Source organism: Rummeliibacillus sp. G93 (assembly GCF_023515935.1).
In the GTDB taxonomy this organism is placed as follows: Bacteria; Bacillota; Bacilli; order Bacillales_A; family Planococcaceae; genus Rummeliibacillus; species Rummeliibacillus stabekisii.
Genome location: NZ_CP097314.1, coordinates 79016 through 97831, shown reverse-complemented (window position 1 = coordinate 97831; position 18816 = coordinate 79016). Strand labels below are relative to the sequence as shown.

The following is an 18816-nucleotide window of genomic DNA, read 5'->3' as shown; positions in this document are numbered from 1 at the left end:
TTTGAAACTCCCTTAGTCGATTTGCTACAATGCAAATGGAAGGGAGTTTTTTATATGAAAAGATTTGGACTACTTATTATTGCTTTGGTTTCCATAGCCGTTCTAGCTGCCTGCAATAATAGCAAAGAAGGGGAAAGAACGGAAACAAAAAAGAAAACTACCGATTTAAGCGCTGCCCTCACTGTTCCTAAACAAGCAAAAGTTGGCGATGAGGTAGAATTGAAAGTTACTGTCACTAGAGACGGCAAAAATTATACAAAGGCAAAAGATGTAGCATTTGAAGCGGAAAATGAAGAAGCCAATACGGACCAAATGATGATTGCCACTTTAAAAGACGATGCCTATGTGGCAAAGCTAAAAATAAGGGATGAAGGTAACTATGTGATCAAAGCACATGTAACTGCCGAAGACGGAAGCCATGTGATGCCGAGCAGAGAGATAGCTGTAACAGGTAATAACTCTCAAAAAGCGACTGATAACACAGCTACCAAATCAGCTAAACAGGTAACAAAACACGATGAGCGTACACACGGTAACGTAACAATTATATATAACAACCCTAATTCGTTTAAAAAAGATGATAAGGTGAATTTAAGCGTTTCTTTAAAATATAAAGGTGAAGCACTGTCAAATGCCTCTGTCCGTTATCAGGTAATTACCCAGTTTAATGGCAGTAAACCGATTTGGATAAATTTACAGGAAACATCATCAGGGACATATGAAGCGAAGCATACATTTACACAAGCTGGTCCCTATTTATTAAAGCTTCATGCTGAAAATGGAAATGGTGAAGACCTTCATATTAATGATGCAAAAAGATTTATTGTAAAATAAAACAAAAAACCTGTATGGCGATGACCATACAGGTTTTCTTTATACATGTACTTAAAAGAAACCAATTAATTATGTTTCAGCTTTTTAGGCCAGAAGCTGTATTTGCCTAAAATAACAATAAGCGCTGGAATGACAATTGGCCTTACTATAAATGTATCAACCAATACACCAATAGCTACAGCAAAACCAAAGACACGCAATTCCATAACTGGCTGTGTAATAAGTACGGCAAATGTAGCTGCTAGTATTAATCCAGCTGAAGAAATAACACCACCTGTTTTTGCTACTCCCTCGAGGACAGCCTCTTTTATTGGCATATGCTCTTTCTCTTCCCTAATGCGGGAAATCAACATAATGGAATAATCAATACCCAATGCTACGAGAAAAACAAAAGTGTACAGTGGTATACGGTAACTGATTCCCTTGTAGTCTAATACATCTTGGAAGAAGAACACCGTAAATCCTAATGCTGCTCCGAATGATAGCAAAATAGTCGCCATCATATAGACTGGAGCAAGTAATGAACGCGTTTGTATGCCTAGCATAATCATGATGAGAATCGTCATAATCGAAATAATCCGGATTTCATCACCCTTGCTGGCACTTCGAATATCTGCATTTTTTGCCGACTCGCCTGCAATTAGTAGCTTTCCTTTTATTTGGCTTTTTTCTAAAAGCTTAGAAGAATTATCACGTAGCTTTTCAATATCATCAAAAGCTTTTTCAGAATAAGGATTTTCTTTTAATACTAGATTAATTTTAGCGACATTTTGATGCCCTTCCGGGAAAGGGTTCCCTTGGATTTCTGCTTGGTCAATGCTACTTTTTTGATTCAATTCCTGTGTCAGATCTGTTAATTGCTTATAGGTAAGTGGATCCTTTGATTTGACCATCACTGTGCTCGGTGCAATTTCCCCAGCAGAAAAAGATTTATTAAGCACATTATAGCCTTGGATAGATGACATCTCTTTAGGAAAAGAATCCAGCAAATTAAACGTATAATGCACTCTTTGTACCATAGATGCAAAGAATACAAGCACTAGGACAATAGGTGCCAACGCAATCCATGGCTTCTCTGTAACAAATCGCCCTAGTCTATGCCAAAAGCCTTTTTTGCCCACCCTTTTTTCAGCTCGTTTTCTCGGATTAGAAGGCCAAAAAGATTTTTTTCCAGCAATGGCAAATAAGGCGGGCATTAAGGTTAGCCCTGCTATTAACATCACTGCTACAGCCACTGCAAAGACAGGTGCAAACGCACGATATGTCTCAAATACCGCCGCAAATAATGTAAGCATACTTAATAGCACCGTACCACCACTGAATATTATAGGTTCCCGTACATAGCGTAAAGCATTCCTCATCGCCTCATTTATGTCCAGTCCCTTCTCAAGCTCTTCGCGGAAACGAGAGAAAAGAAGTAAAGAATAATCTGTAATAACAGCAAACAGTAAAATCATCATAATTGATAATGATTGGCTGTCAATTGCAAACCACTTGGCATCGCCCATTAATCCAAGCAAACCATCCACCACCGTGTAGGCAATACCTGCTCCAATAAGAGGTATAAAAGCTAGTAAGGGTGATCTGTAAATAATGATGAGTAGCACAAAGATTAAACTAACCGTACCTAAAATTAATACTATATCTGCTCGCGAGAACATTTCATAGGTATCTGCTTCAATACCAGCAGGGCCGGTGAAATGTATTTTCAAGTTACTTGGCTGTTCTTTCAATATTTCTTTCTTTAATTTATCCATTGCCATCTTAACTTCTTTAATTTCCATTCCATTCGGTAAAAGAACAGGCATAAAGAATGTCTTTTCATCTTCAGAGAAGAAAGAAGCTCTCGCTTGTTTTGGCATTTTAGATAAAGCAACGACGGTAAACTCTTTATCGACATTTGGGACGCCATGCTCGATACTCTTCATGGCTTTGTTAACATCCTTTTCCTTCAAACCGCTTTTATCGTGAACAACGACAAAAAGTGGAACCCCTTTTGAGGAGGGAAAGTACTTTTTCAGCGCCTTTTCTGCTTGGATCGATGCGTCCGTCTCCGGCAGCCCTGAGTTTTTGCCAGGTGACGTCACTTCTTTTGCATGAGGTGCGAATGAAGTAAAAAGAGCGGCCACAATCACCCACGCCAACAGAATAGTAAACCATCTTTTTTTATCTTTTAAAACATGCATATTTTTATTCTCTCTCCTTTTTGGTTTCTACCATAAAGGTAGAGAGAATAAATAACCCGAAGCTAATTAAAAGGACAGTACCACCGATTATATATATAAGCAAAGCAACCGTACTGTTTATATTAAAAGGTTTTAATGTATTCAACCACATTCCAATTGTCAGTCCAATTGAACCAATCATTGCTGTCCACCCGTGAATTGCGACTAGCGCTTTCTTTTTCAGCGTAAATACACTATAAAATATTCCCCACGCAAACACAGACAACCAGCCTACAACAAGTATATGAGCGTGGATTGGTTTAAATTGATAGCTCATAGAGCCAGCCATATGTGAACCTAGGATAGCACCGATTAAACCGAATATAGCGGCAACCCGTATAAGCCGCATGCCCCATTTTCTTTCCATTCCAATAACCTCCAACTTTTTTGTTTCCTTTACTATAAAGGAGGTAAATGAACGTGATATGAACTCCATATTACAAATGGGGAAGAAATATCTTAAAGGCTGTCCCTTTAGCTAATTTGCTCTCTATTTCAATCTGACCGCTATGAAGATGTACTATCTTTTCAACAATTGATAACCCTAACCCTGTTCCATCCTTTCCGCGAGATTCATTCCCGCGATAAAAACGGTCAAATGCTTTCTTTATTGTTTGAGTATCCATTCCAATACCTGTATCTTTTATCATAATGGTGATTCCTTTTTCAGAAGAAACCAATGAAATATCAATTTCTCCACTGGGCTGATTGTATTTAATCGCATTTGTCAGCAAGTTTTCCCATACATTTTCAAGCAGACTTTCATCTCCTCTATAAGAAACCGGTTCTAACGCCATAGACAAGTTAATCTGTCTTTCATCAAGCAACCATCTGTATTTCTGAATCACTCGCTTCAATTGCTGATCGAGTAAATAATTTTCGCGCTTAGCCCTTTGGCTTGTTTGATCTAAAGAAGTAAGTAATAGTAACTGCTTTGTTAAATTCGATAAACGATGTGTTTCTGATTGAATTATTTCAAGATATTTCTGCTGGTCTTCGGGAGATAGGCTCTTATTCTCTAATAATCCCGCATAACCTTGAATATTCAGCAATGGTGATTGAAAATCATGTGAAACATTGCTGATAAACTCTCTCCTCATCTGATTATTTTCTTCTAAGCGCTGCATCATAGTATTGAAACTTGCCGCAAGCTGACCAATTTCGTCTCGCCGTTCAATTGATAAAGGAGTATCAAATCGTTCGTCCGCAATACGGCCTGTAGCAAAAGTCAATTCAGTAATAGGCTTAATGAGTAACTTCGCAAAAAATAGCATAGCGATTAAGCTGATGATAACCATAAACAAAAACCAGCCCCCCATAATCGTATGTACTTCACTAAATAGCAATTTAATGTCTGGCCGTAAAAACAGCGCATACGCTTTGCCTTGATAATGGAACGGAACACCTACCGTATTTGATAATTCGTTCGCAAAGAAGCCAGTGACAAAGGTTTCTTGCGGAAGATTCCGCATGCCGTGATACACTTCTCCATTTAAGACTTGATCGACTTGTTTGTGCGATAAATTTTTCAATCGATATTTACCACCAAAAAAATACTCCTTATAGTCTTCATCCACTAAATAGATTTGATAGCCTACGTTCCCCATTGTTTGAAGGTATTGCTTTAACTTAAAGGAAGTAGATTCGCTAATAGGTTTCACAATAGACTTCGCAATCGTAACATTCTTAGCATCATTTTTAGGCTTAGTGACTTGGTGATAATATGTGTTCGTAAGTAAAAAGGCAATTAATGAACTGGCAATCATAGTAAGTATAGTGACGAGCAAGAATTTGCTGTATAAAGACTTCATTCTTTAATCACCTCTAGCTTATAGCCAATCCCCCGCACCGTCTTAATATGCACATCTGGTGCAATATTGGCCAATCGTTCCCGTATGCGCTTAATATGCGTATTTAACGTTTGTTCATCTCCTTCATAATCAAACCCCCATACTTTCTCCATAATCTCTGAGCGCTGAAAGACTTGATTTTGCCGAGAACCTAGTAACGCAAGTACTTCAAATTCCTTTAATGGCAATAGGAGCGTGGTATGGTTTGCTGTTACCTCATAACTCTTTCGGTTAATCGTTAACGAACCTACTTGATTGATGGAATTATTAGGCTTATCATAACGGCGCAATATAGCCGCAATCCGAAATAATAATTCTCTTGGTTCGAAAGGCTTTACCAAGTAATCATCAGAGCCCGCATTAAAGCCATGTTCTTTATCATTCAATTCTCCCCTTGCTGTAAGCAAAAGAACAGGGATATCCCATTGTTCTCTTATGATTCTGGTCAGTTCGTAACCGTCCATTTGAGGCATCATGACATCAGCTACAACTAGATCTGGCGTCTCTTTTTCTAATATAGCAAGCGCTTGTACACCATCGCTCGCTTTTAAAGTTGTATAGTGGGCCTGTGCTAAATGAATGCTTACAAGATCTAAAATAAATGGATCATCATCTACAACTAATATTTTTACCAACTTCGCGTGCTCCATTTCATCATTTTTCTTTCATTATAGCTAATTATCGAGAGATGTACCCCGTTGATTCATTTATTGTCCTAAGTATGGGTATTTCTCTATTTTATTCAAATACAAAAAAACACAACTGATTAATCAGCTGTGTTTAGATTGCCTAGCAACGTCCTACTCTCACAGGGGGAAGCCCCCAACTACCATCGGCGCTAAAGAGCTTAACTTCCGTGTTCGGCATGGGAACGGGTGTGGCCTCTTTGCCATCATTACTAGACTATTTGAAAGAAAATTGTTCTTTCAAAACTGGATAAACATGAATTGAAGGTTCTTAAGAAATTTGGTTAAGTCCTCGATCGATTAGTATTCGTCAGCTCCATGTGTCGCCACACTTCCACCTCGAACCTATCTACCTCATCGTCTTTGAGGGATCTTACTTACTTGCGTAATGGGAAATCTCATCTTGAGGGGGGCTTCATGCTTAGATGCTTTCAGCACTTATCCCGTCCACACATAGCTACCCAGCGATGCTCTTGGCAGAACAACTGGTACACCAGCGGTGTGTCCATCCCGGTCCTCTCGTACTAAGGACAGCTCCTCTCAAATTTCCTACGCCCACGACGGATAGGGACCGAACTGTCTCACGACGTTCTGAACCCAGCTCGCGTACCGCTTTAATGGGCGAACAGCCCAACCCTTGGGACCGACTACAGCCCCAGGATGCGATGAGCCGACATCGAGGTGCCAAACCTCCCCGTCGATGTGGACTCTTGGGGGAGATAAGCCTGTTATCCCCGGGGTAGCTTTTATCCGTTGAGCGATGGCCCTTCCATGCGGAACCACCGGATCACTAAGCCCGTCTTTCGACCCTGCTCGACTTGTAGGTCTCGCAGTCAAGCTCCCTTGTGCCTTTACACTCTACGAATGATTTCCAACCATTCTGAGGGAACCTTTGGGCGCCTCCGTTACTCTTTAGGAGGCGACCGCCCCAGTCAAACTGTCCGCCTGACACTGTCTCCTACCCCGATCAGGGGTACGGGTTAGAATTTCAATACAGCTGGGGTAGTATCCCAAGGACGCCTCCACCGAAGCTGGCGCTCCGGTTTCAATGGCTCCTACCTATCCTGTACAAGCTGTACCAAAATTCAATATCAGGCTACAGTAAAGCTCCACGGGGTCTTTCCGTCCTGTCGCGGGTAACCTGCATCTTCACAGGTACTATAATTTCACCGAGTCTCTCGTTGAGACAGTGCCCAGATCGTTACGCCTTTCGTGCGGGTCGGAACTTACCCGACAAGGAATTTCGCTACCTTAGGACCGTTATAGTTACGGCCGCCGTTTACTGGGGCTTCGGTTCTCACCTTCGCTTGCGCTAAGCAATCCCCTTAACCTTCCAGCACCGGGCAGGCGTCAGCCCCTATACGTCACCTTACGGTTTTGCAGAGACCTGTGTTTTTGCTAAACAGTCGCCTGGGCCTATTCACTGCGGCTCTCTCGGGCTTGCACCCTACTAGAGCACCCCTTCTCCCGAAGTTACGGGGTCATTTTGCCGAGTTCCTTAACGAGAGTTCTCTCGCTCACCTTAGGATTCTCTCCTCGACTACCTGTGTCGGTTTGCGGTACGGGCACCTCCTGCCTCGCTAGAGGCTTTTCTTGGCAGTGTGAAATCAGGAACTTCGCTCTAAAGAGCTCGCCATCACAGCTCAACGTTATAGAGAGCGGATTTGCCTACTCTCACGCCTTACTGCTTGGACGCACATAACCAACAGTGCGCTTACCCTATCCTACTGCGTCCCCCCATTACTCAAATGGCAGGGAGGTGGTACAGGAATATCAACCTGTTATCCATCGCCTACGCCTGTCGGCCTCGGCTTAGGTCCCGACTAACCCTGAGAGGACGAGCCTTCCTCAGGAAACCTTAGTCATTCGGTGGATGGGATTCTCACCCATCTTTCGCTACTCATACCGGCATTCTCACTTCTAAGCGCTCCACCAGTCCTTCCGGTCTGACTTCACAGCACTTGGAACGCTCTCCTACCACAGACATCGTAGATGTCTATCCACAGCTTCGGTGAATTGTTTAGCCCCGATACATTTTCGGCGCAGCGTCACTCGACCAGTGAGCTATTACGCACTCTTTAAATGGTGGCTGCTTCTGAGCCAACATCCTGGTTGTCTAAGCAACGTCACATCCTTTTCCACTTAACAATTACTTTGGGACCTTAGCTGGTGGTCTGGGCTGTTTCCCTTTTGACTACGGATCTTATCACTCGCAGTCTGACTCCCGTGTATAAATCACTGGCATTCGGAGTTTGTCTGAATTCGGTAATCCGGGATGGACCCCTAGTCCAAACAGTGCTCTACCTCCAGGATTCTTCATCACGAGGCTAGCCCTAAAGCTATTTCGGAGAGAACCAGCTATCTCCAGGTTCGATTGGAATTTCTCCGCTACCCACACCTCATCCCCGCACTTTTCAACGTGCGTGGGTTCGGGCCTCCAGTAAGTGTTACCTTACCTTCACCCTGGACATGGGTAGATCACCTGGTTTCGGGTCTACGACCACATACTTATTCGCCCTATTCAGACTCGCTTTCGCTGCGGCTCCGTCTCTTCAACTTAACCTTGCATGTAATCGTAACTCGCCGGTTCATTCTACAAAAGGCACGCTATCACCCATTAACGGGCTCTAACTACTTGTAGGCACATGGTTTCAGGATCTCTTTCACTCCCCTTCCGGGGTGCTTTTCACCTTTCCCTCACGGTACTGGTTCACTATCGGTCACTAGAGAGTATTTAGCCTTGGGAGATGGTCCTCCCAGATTCCGACGGAATTTCACGTGTTCCGCCGTACTCAGGATCCACTCAAGAGAGAATGCACTTTTGACTACAGGACTGTTACCTGCTATGGTGGGTCTTTCCAAACCGCTTCGCCTAACGCATTCCTTTGTAACTCCGTATAGAGTGTCCTACAACCCCAAGAGGCAAGCCTCTTGGTTTGGGCTCTTCCCATTTCGCTCGCCGCTACTAAGGGAATCGAATTTTCTTTCTCTTCCTTCAGGTACTTAGATGTTTCAGTTCCCTGAGTCTGCCATCAAGACGCTATGAATTCACGTCAAGATTCTACCCCATTACGGATAGAGGGTTTCCCCATTCGGAAATCTCCGGATCAAAGCTTACTTACAGCTCCCCGAAGCATATCGGTGTTAGTGCCGTCCTTCATCGGCTTCTAGTGCCAAGGCATCCGCCATGCGCCCTTAATAACTTAACCGTTGGCTTATAAAAGCCTTTAAGTTATTAAGCCTAAAAAATTTAAAACTTAATAAATGTGTTACTTAAGAATTTCTTCAATGTCGTTTTATCCAGTTTTCAAAGAACAAGATTTTGAGAGTATGAACCCTCAAAACTGAACAGCAAGATGTTAATCCTACAGACGAAGTCTGTATTCCGTTAAATTCCTTAGAAAGGAGGTGATCCAGCCGCACCTTCCGATACGGCTACCTTGTTACGACTTCACCCCAATCATCTATCCCACCTTCGGCGGCTGGCCCCAAAAGGTTACCTCACCGACTTCGGGTGTTACAAACTCTCGTGGTGTGACGGGCGGTGTGTACAAGGCCCGGGAACGTATTCACCGCGGCATGCTGATCCGCGATTACTAGCGATTCCGGCTTCATGTAGGCGAGTTGCAGCCTACAATCCGAACTGAGAACGGTTTTATGAGATTAGCTTGCTCTCGCGAGTTTGCGACTCTTTGTACCGTCCATTGTAGCACGTGTGTAGCCCAGGTCATAAGGGGCATGATGATTTGACGTCATCCCCACCTTCCTCCGGTTTGTCACCGGCAGTCACCTTAGAGTGCCCAACTAAATGATGGCAACTAAGATCAAGGGTTGCGCTCGTTGCGGGACTTAACCCAACATCTCACGACACGAGCTGACGACAACCATGCACCACCTGTCACCAATGTCCCCGAAGGGAAAACTCTATCTCTAGAGCGGTCACTGGGATGTCAAGACCTGGTAAGGTTCTTCGCGTTGCTTCGAATTAAACCACATGCTCCACCGCTTGTGCGGGCCCCCGTCAATTCCTTTGAGTTTCAACCTTGCGGTCGTACTCCCCAGGCGGAGTGCTTAATGCGTTAGCTGCAGCACTAAGGGGCGGAAACCCCCTAACACTTAGCACTCATCGTTTACGGCGTGGACTACCAGGGTATCTAATCCTGTTTGCTCCCCACGCTTTCGCGCCTCAGTGTCAGTTACAGACCAGACAGTCGCCTTCGCCACTGGTGTTCCTCCAAATCTCTACGCATTTCACCGCTACACTTGGAATTCCACTATCCTCTTCTGCACTCAAGTTCCCCAGTTTCCAATGACCGCTCGCGGTTGAGCCGCGAGATTTCACATCAGACTTAAGAAACCACCTGCGCGCGCTTTACGCCCAATAAATCCGGACAACGCTTGCCACCTACGTATTACCGCGGCTGCTGGCACGTAGTTAGCCGTGGCTTTCTAATAAGGTACCGTCAAGGTACGTTCATTTCCTAACGTACTTGTTCTTCCCTTACAACAGAGTTTTACGATCCGAAAACCTTCATCACTCACGCGGCGTTGCTCCATCAGACTTTCGTCCATTGTGGAAGATTCCCTACTGCTGCCTCCCGTAGGAGTTTGGGCCGTGTCTCAGTCCCAATGTGGCCGATCACCCTCTCAGGTCGGCTATGCATCGTCGCCTTGGTAGGCCGTTACCCCACCAACTAGCTAATGCACCGCGGGCCCATCCTGCAGTGGCGCGAAAGCGCCTTTCAACATTTCACCATGAAGTAAAATGGATTATCCGGTATTAGCTCCGGTTTCCCGAAGTTATCCCAGTCTGCAGGGCAGGTTGCCCACGTGTTACTCACCCGTCCGCCGCTAAATCAGAGGAGCAAGCTCCTCGTCATTCGCTCGACTTGCATGTATTAGGCACGCCGCCAGCGTTCGTCCTGAGCCAGGATCAAACTCTCCATAAAAGTGTTTGATTGCTCAAAATTTCACTAGCGCATCATCTTTACGATGATGTCTTTAAAACTAACAGTTGTTAGTAAGTTTAAATGATTAACATCTTGCTTGTTCAGTTTTCAAGGTTCATGTTGGTGGAGCCTAGCGGGATCGAACCGCTGACCTCCTGCGTGCAAGGCAGGCGCTCTCCCAGCTGAGCTAAGGCCCCAATGTATATATAGTATAAATGGTCGGGAAGACAGGATTCGAACCTGCGACCCCTTGGTCCCAAACCAAGTGCTCTACCAAGCTGAGCTACTTCCCGAAATGGTGCGCCCAGCAGAAGTCGAATCCACAACCTTCTGATCCGTAGTCAGACGCTCTATCCAATTGAGCTATGGGCGCATTTATAGTAAATAATATGTTGTTGTATAAGAATGGTGCCGAGGACCGGAATCGAACCGGTACGGTAGTCACCTACCGCAGGATTTTAAGTCCTGTGCGTCTGCCAGTTCCGCCACCCCGGCATATTTGGAGCGGAAGACGGGGTTCGAACCCGCGACCCCCACCTTGGCAAGGTGATGTTCTACCACTGAACTACTTCCGCATATGCTGTGTTAATCTGGCAATATTTAATTTAAAATGGTGCGGGTGAAGGGAGTCGAACCCCCACGCCTTGCGGCGCTAGATCCTAAGTCTAGTGCGTCTGCCAATTCCGCCACACCCGCGTGATTAAAATGGTGAGTCATGTAGGATTCGAACCTACGACCCTCTGATTAAAAGTCAGATGCTCTACCAACTGAGCTAATGACTCATTTTAAGTGGTGCCGGCGAAAGGAGTCGAACCCTCGACCTACTGATTACAAGTCAGTTGCTCTACCAACTGAGCTACACCGGCGAATAAATATGGTGGAGGATGACGGGATCGAACCGCCGACCCTCTGCTTGTAAGGCAGATGCTCTCCCAGCTGAGCTAATCCTCCATATTACAGCCTAGCAACGTCCTACTCTCACAGGGGGAAGCCCCCAACTACCATCGGCGCTAAAGAGCTTAACTTCCGTGTTCGGCATGGGAACGGGTGTGACCTCTTTGCCATCATTACTAGACCTATTATTTATTTAAGGACAAGAATTATTATACCATGTTTTCTAGAAAAGTCAACAACTTTTTTAAAAAACTATTTCTTGTTCTTTCAAAACTGGATAAACGTGAATTGAAGGTTCTTAAGAAATTTGGTTAAGTCCTCGATCGATTAGTATTCGTCAGCTCCATGTGTCGCCACACTTCCACCTCGAACCTATCTACCTCATCGTCTTTGAGGGATCTTACTTACTTGCGTAATGGGAAATCTCATCTTGAGGGGGGCTTCATGCTTAGATGCTTTCAGCACTTATCCCGTCCACACATAGCTACCCAGCGATGCTCTTGGCAGAACAACTGGTACACCAGCGGTGTGTCCATCCCGGTCCTCTCGTACTAAGGACAGCTCCTCTCAAATTTCCTACGCCCACGACGGATAGGGACCGAACTGTCTCACGACGTTCTGAACCCAGCTCGCGTACCGCTTTAATGGGCGAACAGCCCAACCCTTGGGACCGACTACAGCCCCAGGATGCGATGAGCCGACATCGAGGTGCCAAACCTCCCCGTCGATGTGGACTCTTGGGGGAGATAAGCCTGTTATCCCCGGGGTAGCTTTTATCCGTTGAGCGATGGCCCTTCCATGCGGAACCACCGGATCACTAAGCCCGTCTTTCGACCCTGCTCGACTTGTAGGTCTCGCAGTCAAGCTCCCTTGTGCCTTTACACTCTACGAATGATTTCCAACCATTCTGAGGGAACCTTTGGGCGCCTCCGTTACTCTTTAGGAGGCGACCGCCCCAGTCAAACTGTCCGCCTGACACTGTCTCCTACCCCGATCAGGGGTACGGGTTAGAATTTCAATACAGCTGGGGTAGTATCCCAAGGACGCCTCCACCGAAGCTGGCGCTCCGGTTTCAATGGCTCCTACCTATCCTGTACAAGCTGTACCAAAATTCAATATCAGGCTACAGTAAAGCTCCACGGGGTCTTTCCGTCCTGTCGCGGGTAACCTGCATCTTCACAGGTACTATAATTTCACCGAGTCTCTCGTTGAGACAGTGCCCAGATCGTTACGCCTTTCGTGCGGGTCGGAACTTACCCGACAAGGAATTTCGCTACCTTAGGACCGTTATAGTTACGGCCGCCGTTTACTGGGGCTTCGGTTCTCACCTTCGCTTGCGCTAAGCAATCCCCTTAACCTTCCAGCACCGGGCAGGCGTCAGCCCCTATACGTCACCTTACGGTTTTGCAGAGACCTGTGTTTTTGCTAAACAGTCGCCTGGGCCTATTCACTGCGGCTCTCTCGGGCTTGCACCCTACTAGAGCACCCCTTCTCCCGAAGTTACGGGGTCATTTTGCCGAGTTCCTTAACGAGAGTTCTCTCGCTCACCTTAGGATTCTCTCCTCGACTACCTGTGTCGGTTTGCGGTACGGGCACCTCCTGCCTCGCTAGAGGCTTTTCTTGGCAGTGTGAAATCAGGAACTTCGCTCTAAAGAGCTCGCCATCACAGCTCAACGTTATAGAGAGCGGATTTGCCTACTCTCACGCCTTACTGCTTGGACGCACATAACCAACAGTGCGCTTACCCTATCCTACTGCGTCCCCCCATTACTCAAATGGCAGGGAGGTGGTACAGGAATATCAACCTGTTATCCATCGCCTACGCCTGTCGGCCTCGGCTTAGGTCCCGACTAACCCTGAGAGGACGAGCCTTCCTCAGGAAACCTTAGTCATTCGGTGGATGGGATTCTCACCCATCTTTCGCTACTCATACCGGCATTCTCACTTCTAAGCGCTCCACCAGTCCTTCCGGTCTGACTTCACAGCACTTAGAACGCTCTCCTACCACAGACATCGTAGATGTCTATCCACAGCTTCGGTGAATTGTTTAGCCCCGATACATTTTCGGCGCAGCGTCACTCGACCAGTGAGCTATTACGCACTCTTTAAATGGTGGCTGCTTCTGAGCCAACATCCTGGTTGTCTAAGCAACGTCACATCCTTTTCCACTTAACAATTACTTTGGGACCTTAGCTGGTGGTCTGGGCTGTTTCCCTTTTGACTACGGATCTTATCACTCGCAGTCTGACTCCCGTGTATAAATCACTGGCATTCGGAGTTTGTCTGAATTCGGTAATCCGGGATGGACCCCTAGTCCAAACAGTGCTCTACCTCCAGGATTCTTCATCACGAGGCTAGCCCTAAAGCTATTTCGGAGAGAACCAGCTATCTCCAGGTTCGATTGGAATTTCTCCGCTACCCACACCTCATCCCCGCACTTTTCAACGTGCGTGGGTTCGGGCCTCCAGTAAGTGTTACCTTACCTTCACCCTGGACATGGGTAGATCACCTGGTTTCGGGTCTACGACCACATACTTATTCGCCCTATTCAGACTCGCTTTCGCTGCGGCTCCGTCTCTTCAACTTAACCTTGCATGTAATCGTAACTCGCCGGTTCATTCTACAAAAGGCACGCTATCACCCATTAACGGGCTCTAACTACTTGTAGGCACATGGTTTCAGGATCTCTTTCACTCCCCTTCCGGGGTGCTTTTCACCTTTCCCTCACGGTACTGGTTCACTATCGGTCACTAGAGAGTATTTAGCCTTGGGAGATGGTCCTCCCAGATTCCGACGGAATTTCACGTGTTCCGCCGTACTCAGGATCCACTCAAGAGAGAATGCACTTTTGACTACAGGACTGTTACCTGCTATGGTGGGTCTTTCCAAACCGCTTCGCCTAACGCATTCCTTTGTAACTCCGTATAGAGTGTCCTACAACCCCAAGAGGCAAGCCTCTTGGTTTGGGCTCTTCCCATTTCGCTCGCCGCTACTAAGGGAATCGAATTTTCTTTCTCTTCCTTCAGGTACTTAGATGTTTCAGTTCCCTGAGTCTGCCATCAAGACGCTATGAATTCACGTCAAGATTCTACCCCATTACGGATAGAGGGTTTCCCCATTCGGAAATCTCCGGATCAAAGCTTACTTACAGCTCCCCGAAGCATATCGGTGTTAGTGCCGTCCTTCATCGGCTTCTAGTGCCAAGGCATCCGCCATGCGCCCTTAATAACTTAACCGTTGGCTTATAAAAGCCTTTAAGTTATTAAGCCTAAAAAATTTAAAACTTAATAAATGTGTTACTTAAGAATTTCTTCAATGTCGTTTTATCCAGTTTTCAAAGAACAATTTGGTGGAGCCTAGCGGGATCGAACCGCTGACCTCCTGCGTGCAAGGCAGGCGCTCTCCCAGCTGAGCTAAGGCCCCAAAATTAAAAATGGTGGGCCTAAATGGACTCGAACCATCGACCTCACGCTTATCAGGCGTGCGCTCTAACCAGCTGAGCTATAGGCCCCTTTTGGGTAACAATATAGTTTTTTATATGAACCCTCAAAACTGAACAGCAAGATGTTAATCGTACAGACGAAGTCTGTATTCCGTTAAATTCCTTAGAAAGGAGGTGATCCAGCCGCACCTTCCGATACGGCTACCTTGTTACGACTTCACCCCAATCATCTATCCCACCTTCGGCGGCTGGCCCCAAAAGGTTACCTCACCGACTTCGGGTGTTACAAACTCTCGTGGTGTGACGGGCGGTGTGTACAAGGCCCGGGAACGTATTCACCGCGGCATGCTGATCCGCGATTACTAGCGATTCCGGCTTCATGTAGGCGAGTTGCAGCCTACAATCCGAACTGAGAACGGTTTTATGAGATTAGCTTGCTCTCGCGAGTTTGCGACTCTTTGTACCGTCCATTGTAGCACGTGTGTAGCCCAGGTCATAAGGGGCATGATGATTTGACGTCATCCCCACCTTCCTCCGGTTTGTCACCGGCAGTCACCTTAGAGTGCCCAACTAAATGATGGCAACTAAGATCAAGGGTTGCGCTCGTTGCGGGACTTAACCCAACATCTCACGACACGAGCTGACGACAACCATGCACCACCTGTCACCAATGTCCCCGAAGGGAAAACTCTATCTCTAGAGTGGTCACTGGGATGTCAAGACCTGGTAAGGTTCTTCGCGTTGCTTCGAATTAAACCACATGCTCCACCGCTTGTGCGGGCCCCCGTCAATTCCTTTGAGTTTCAACCTTGCGGTCGTACTCCCCAGGCGGAGTGCTTAATGCGTTAGCTGCAGCACTAAGGGGCGGAAACCCCCTAACACTTAGCACTCATCGTTTACGGCGTGGACTACCAGGGTATCTAATCCTGTTTGCTCCCCACGCTTTCGCGCCTCAGTGTCAGTTACAGACCAGACAGTCGCCTTCGCCACTGGTGTTCCTCCAAATCTCTACGCATTTCACCGCTACACTTGGAATTCCACTATCCTCTTCTGCACTCAAGTTCCCCAGTTTCCAATGACCGCTCGCGGTTGAGCCGCGAGATTTCACATCAGACTTAAGAAACCACCTGCGCGCGCTTTACGCCCAATAAATCCGGACAACGCTTGCCACCTACGTATTACCGCGGCTGCTGGCACGTAGTTAGCCGTGGCTTTCTAATAAGGTACCGTCAAGGTACGTTCATTTCCTAACGTACTTGTTCTTCCCTTACAACAGAGTTTTACGATCCGAAAACCTTCATCACTCACGCGGCGTTGCTCCATCAGACTTTCGTCCATTGTGGAAGATTCCCTACTGCTGCCTCCCGTAGGAGTTTGGGCCGTGTCTCAGTCCCAATGTGGCCGATCACCCTCTCAGGTCGGCTATGCATCGTCGCCTTGGTAGGCCGTTACCCCACCAACTAGCTAATGCACCGCGGGCCCATCCTGCAGTGGCGCGAAAGCGCCTTTCAACATTTCACCATGAAGTAAAATGGATTATCCGGTATTAGCTCCGGTTTCCCGAAGTTATCCCAGTCTGCAGGGCAGGTTGCCCACGTGTTACTCACCCGTCCGCCGCTAAATCAGAGGAGCAAGCTCCTCATCATTCGCTCGACTTGCATGTATTAGGCACGCCGCCAGCGTTCGTCCTGAGCCAGGATCAAACTCTCCATAAAAGTGTTTGATTGCTCAAAATTTCACTAGCGCATCATCTTTACGATGATGTCTTTAAAACTAACAGTTGTTAGTAAGTTTAAATGATTAACATCTTGCTTGTTCAGTTTTCAAGGTTCATGTTTATCGCTTGTTTTGGCGACTTATTAAGTATACCATAACTTCCTTTTGAAGTCAACAACTTTTTATTCTTTTGTTGTTCTTCATTTGTTCGTCATAAGCGACTTAAATATAATACCAAGTTCACTTAACTAAGTCAACACTTTTAACAAACTTTATCAAAAGAATTTTTAATCTCAGTTAATCTAAATTCGGCAACCAAATAAGTATATCAACAAAACACTTTCTCTGCAAGGGAAAATAGACAAAAGATAAAAAGCAAATTCCGACTTTCTAATAATTCGCCAGTTGGTTTTCGCCCACCAAACTATATGTTTCTATTTTTATCAATTATCATGTTCTACTTACTATCATTAGTAATAACATTTCACAAGACAAGTCGGCTTTAGTTATTAAACCCTTCACCATTAAATTAGAAACGTAATATTCATATATAAAGAAAAAACTGTAGGCAAATCCAAAGTAATGGATTTGCCTACAGTTAGATAAGCATTGTTTCTATTAATCACGATTGCGCATTAATGGGAATAACAATACATCGCGAATAGATTGTGAATTAGTCAAAAGCATAATTAAACGGTCAATTCCAATACCTAAACCACCTGTAGGAGCCATTCCATATTCTAATGCTTCTAAGAAATCTTCATCCATCTCATGCGCTTCATCATTTCCTTGCTCTTTTTCGCGCATTTGACCTTCGAAACGTTCACGTTGATCAATTGGATCATTTAATTCCGTAAACGCATTGGCATGTTCACGACGGACAATGAACAATTCAAAGCGATCCGTGAAGCGGGGATCTTCAGGGTTTTTCTTAGCTAGTGGAGAAATTTCCACTGGATGTCCATAGACAAATGTTGGTTGTACTAGTGATTCTTCTACTTTTTGTTCAAAGAATTCATTAATAATATGGCCAACTTCCATTGTTTCTTTGACATCGATATGGTGCTCACGTGCTACTGCTAGAGCTTCTTCTTTCGTCATCTCTTTCCAGAAATCAACGCCTGTTGCTTCTTTAACAGCATCTACCATGTGCAGACGTTTCCAGCCTTTAGACAAATCAATTGTGTCTTCACCGTATTGAATTTGTGTTGTACCCATTACTTCATTTGCCACATGGACAAATAAATCTTCTGTAAGGTCCATAATGTCATGGAAATCTGCATATGCTTCATATAATTCAAGTAGTGTAAACTCTGGGTTATGGCGAGTTGACACACCTTCATTACGGAATACTCGTCCAATTTCGTAGACTTTTTCCAAACCGCCGACAATTAGGCGTTTTAGGTACAATTCAATCGCAATACGCATATACATTGTTGCATCCAACGCGTTATGGTGCGTAACAAACGGACGAGCTGCTGCTCCACCTGCGATTGAGTTCAACATAGGTGTTTCTACTTCTAAGTAGCCTTTATTATCTAAGAAATTACGGATTGAGCGTATAATCTGACTGCGAGCGATAAATGTCTTTTTGCTATCCTCGTTTGAAATTAAGTCCAAATAGCGTTGACGGTAGCGTTGCTCTACATCTTGCAAGCCGTGATACTTCTCAGGTAATGGACGCAAAGATTTAGATAGGAATGTGAATTCTAATGCTTTAATTGTTAATTCGCCAACATGGGTAATGAATACAGTCCCTTTAATACCGACAATATCACCAAGGTCCGCATGTTTGAAAATATCATAAGCTTCTTCACCGATTGCATCTTTACGTACATAGATTTGAATTTGCCCGCCAAGATCTTGGATGTTTGCAAATCCAACTTTCCCCTTGCTGCGTTTGGTCATGATACGGCCAGCAATTACCACTTCATGTTCTTTCTCTTCTAATTCTTCTTTTGAGAAATTCGCAAATTGTTCTTTTATTTCATTTGTTAAATGTGTACGTTCAAAACGTCCACCGAAAGGATCTAAGCCTTGTTCTTTTATTACATCCATCTTTTGGCGTCTCACCAATAGCTGGTCATTTAATTCTTCTGCCACAATTTTCACTCCTTATAGTTGTGCCGCTAAATAGCCCATACTAGTTATTGTACACAATTTTTACAACCGATTCACGTCTTTCTGCTCAATTTTCATTTTACGTCTATTGCTAAGGTA

The 18816-nt window shown here is 45.3% G+C and carries 6 protein-coding genes, 11 tRNA genes and 6 rRNA genes; 1 reads left to right on the top strand and 22 read right to left on the bottom strand.

Features of this window, described 5'->3' with window-relative positions:
- Positions 1 to 54 precede the first annotated feature (54 nt).
- Positions 55 to 834: a FixH family protein gene (locus tag M2M59_RS00500; RefSeq protein WP_249775150.1), complete on the top strand. Its 780-nt coding sequence runs from the start codon at positions 55 to 57 to the stop codon at positions 832 to 834.
- 65 nt (positions 835 to 899) lie between these two features.
- Here the strand turns inward: M2M59_RS00500 and M2M59_RS00495 are convergent, their stop codons facing one another.
- From M2M59_RS00495 to lysS, 22 genes are all read right to left on the bottom strand, one after another.
- Positions 900 to 3020: an MMPL family transporter gene (locus M2M59_RS00495; RefSeq protein WP_249775149.1), complete on the bottom strand. Its 2121-nt coding sequence runs from the start codon at positions 3018 to 3020 to the stop codon at positions 900 to 902.
- Between the two features lie 4 nt (positions 3021 to 3024).
- The gene (locus M2M59_RS00490; protein ID WP_249775148.1) at positions 3025 to 3426 is read right to left on the bottom strand and encodes a hypothetical protein; all 402 of its coding nucleotides are present in this window, start codon (positions 3424 to 3426) and stop codon (positions 3025 to 3027) included.
- Positions 3427 to 3496: 70 nt separating this feature from the next.
- Positions 3497 to 4870 carry a sensor histidine kinase gene (locus tag M2M59_RS00485; RefSeq protein WP_249775147.1) on the bottom strand — a complete coding sequence of 458 codons (1374 nt, stop codon included), beginning with the start codon at positions 4868 to 4870 and terminating at the stop codon, positions 3497 to 3499.
- Positions 4867 to 5544, bottom strand: a complete 678-nt coding sequence (locus tag M2M59_RS00480; RefSeq protein ID WP_147198147.1) for a response regulator transcription factor — start codon at positions 5542 to 5544, stop codon at positions 4867 to 4869. Before M2M59_RS00480 ends, M2M59_RS00485 begins: the two co-directional genes overlap by 4 nt.
- 152 nt (positions 5545 to 5696) lie before the next feature.
- Positions 5697 to 5812, bottom strand: a 5S ribosomal RNA gene (gene rrf, locus M2M59_RS00475).
- Between the two features lie 63 nt (positions 5813 to 5875).
- Positions 5876 to 8804: ribosomal RNA gene (locus M2M59_RS00470) — 23S ribosomal RNA — on the bottom strand.
- Between the two features lie 192 nt (positions 8805 to 8996).
- A 16S ribosomal RNA gene (locus M2M59_RS00465) occupies positions 8997 to 10544 on the bottom strand.
- 121 nt (positions 10545 to 10665) lie between these two features.
- Positions 10666 to 10741: transfer RNA gene (locus M2M59_RS00460), tRNA-Ala, on the bottom strand.
- A 19-nt stretch (positions 10742 to 10760) separates the two neighbouring features.
- Positions 10761 to 10837 (bottom strand) — tRNA-Pro (locus tag M2M59_RS00455).
- A 3-nt stretch (positions 10838 to 10840) separates the two neighbouring features.
- Positions 10841 to 10917, bottom strand: a tRNA-Arg gene (locus M2M59_RS00450).
- A gap of 33 nt (positions 10918 to 10950) precedes the next feature.
- A tRNA-Leu gene (locus M2M59_RS00445) sits at positions 10951 to 11039 on the bottom strand.
- A gap of 5 nt (positions 11040 to 11044) precedes the next feature.
- A tRNA-Gly gene (locus M2M59_RS00440) sits at positions 11045 to 11119 on the bottom strand.
- Positions 11120 to 11155: 36 nt separating this feature from the next.
- Positions 11156 to 11240 (bottom strand) — tRNA-Leu (locus tag M2M59_RS00435).
- Positions 11241 to 11250: 10 nt separating this feature from the next.
- Positions 11251 to 11326: transfer RNA gene (locus M2M59_RS00430), tRNA-Lys, on the bottom strand.
- An 8-nt stretch (positions 11327 to 11334) separates the two neighbouring features.
- Positions 11335 to 11410: transfer RNA gene (locus tag M2M59_RS00425), tRNA-Thr, on the bottom strand.
- 9 nt (positions 11411 to 11419) lie between these two features.
- Positions 11420 to 11495, bottom strand: a tRNA-Val gene (locus M2M59_RS00420).
- Positions 11496 to 11503: 8 nt separating this feature from the next.
- A 5S ribosomal RNA gene (gene rrf / locus M2M59_RS00415) occupies positions 11504 to 11619 on the bottom strand.
- A 126-nt stretch (positions 11620 to 11745) separates the two neighbouring features.
- Positions 11746 to 14674: ribosomal RNA gene (locus tag M2M59_RS00410) — 23S ribosomal RNA — on the bottom strand.
- A gap of 111 nt (positions 14675 to 14785) precedes the next feature.
- Positions 14786 to 14861 (bottom strand) — tRNA-Ala (locus M2M59_RS00405).
- Positions 14862 to 14872: 11 nt separating this feature from the next.
- Positions 14873 to 14949, bottom strand: a tRNA-Ile gene (locus tag M2M59_RS00400).
- Positions 14950 to 15047: 98 nt separating this feature from the next.
- Positions 15048 to 16595, bottom strand: a 16S ribosomal RNA gene (locus tag M2M59_RS00395).
- The 16S, 23S and 5S rRNA genes sit together here with 11 tRNA genes alongside, the layout of an rRNA operon.
- A 619-nt stretch (positions 16596 to 17214) precedes the next feature.
- Positions 17215 to 18699 carry a lysine--tRNA ligase gene (lysS, locus tag M2M59_RS00390; RefSeq protein ID WP_371923795.1) on the bottom strand — a complete coding sequence of 495 codons (1485 nt, stop codon included), beginning with the start codon at positions 18697 to 18699 and terminating at the stop codon, positions 17215 to 17217.
- Positions 18700 to 18816 lie beyond the last annotated feature (117 nt).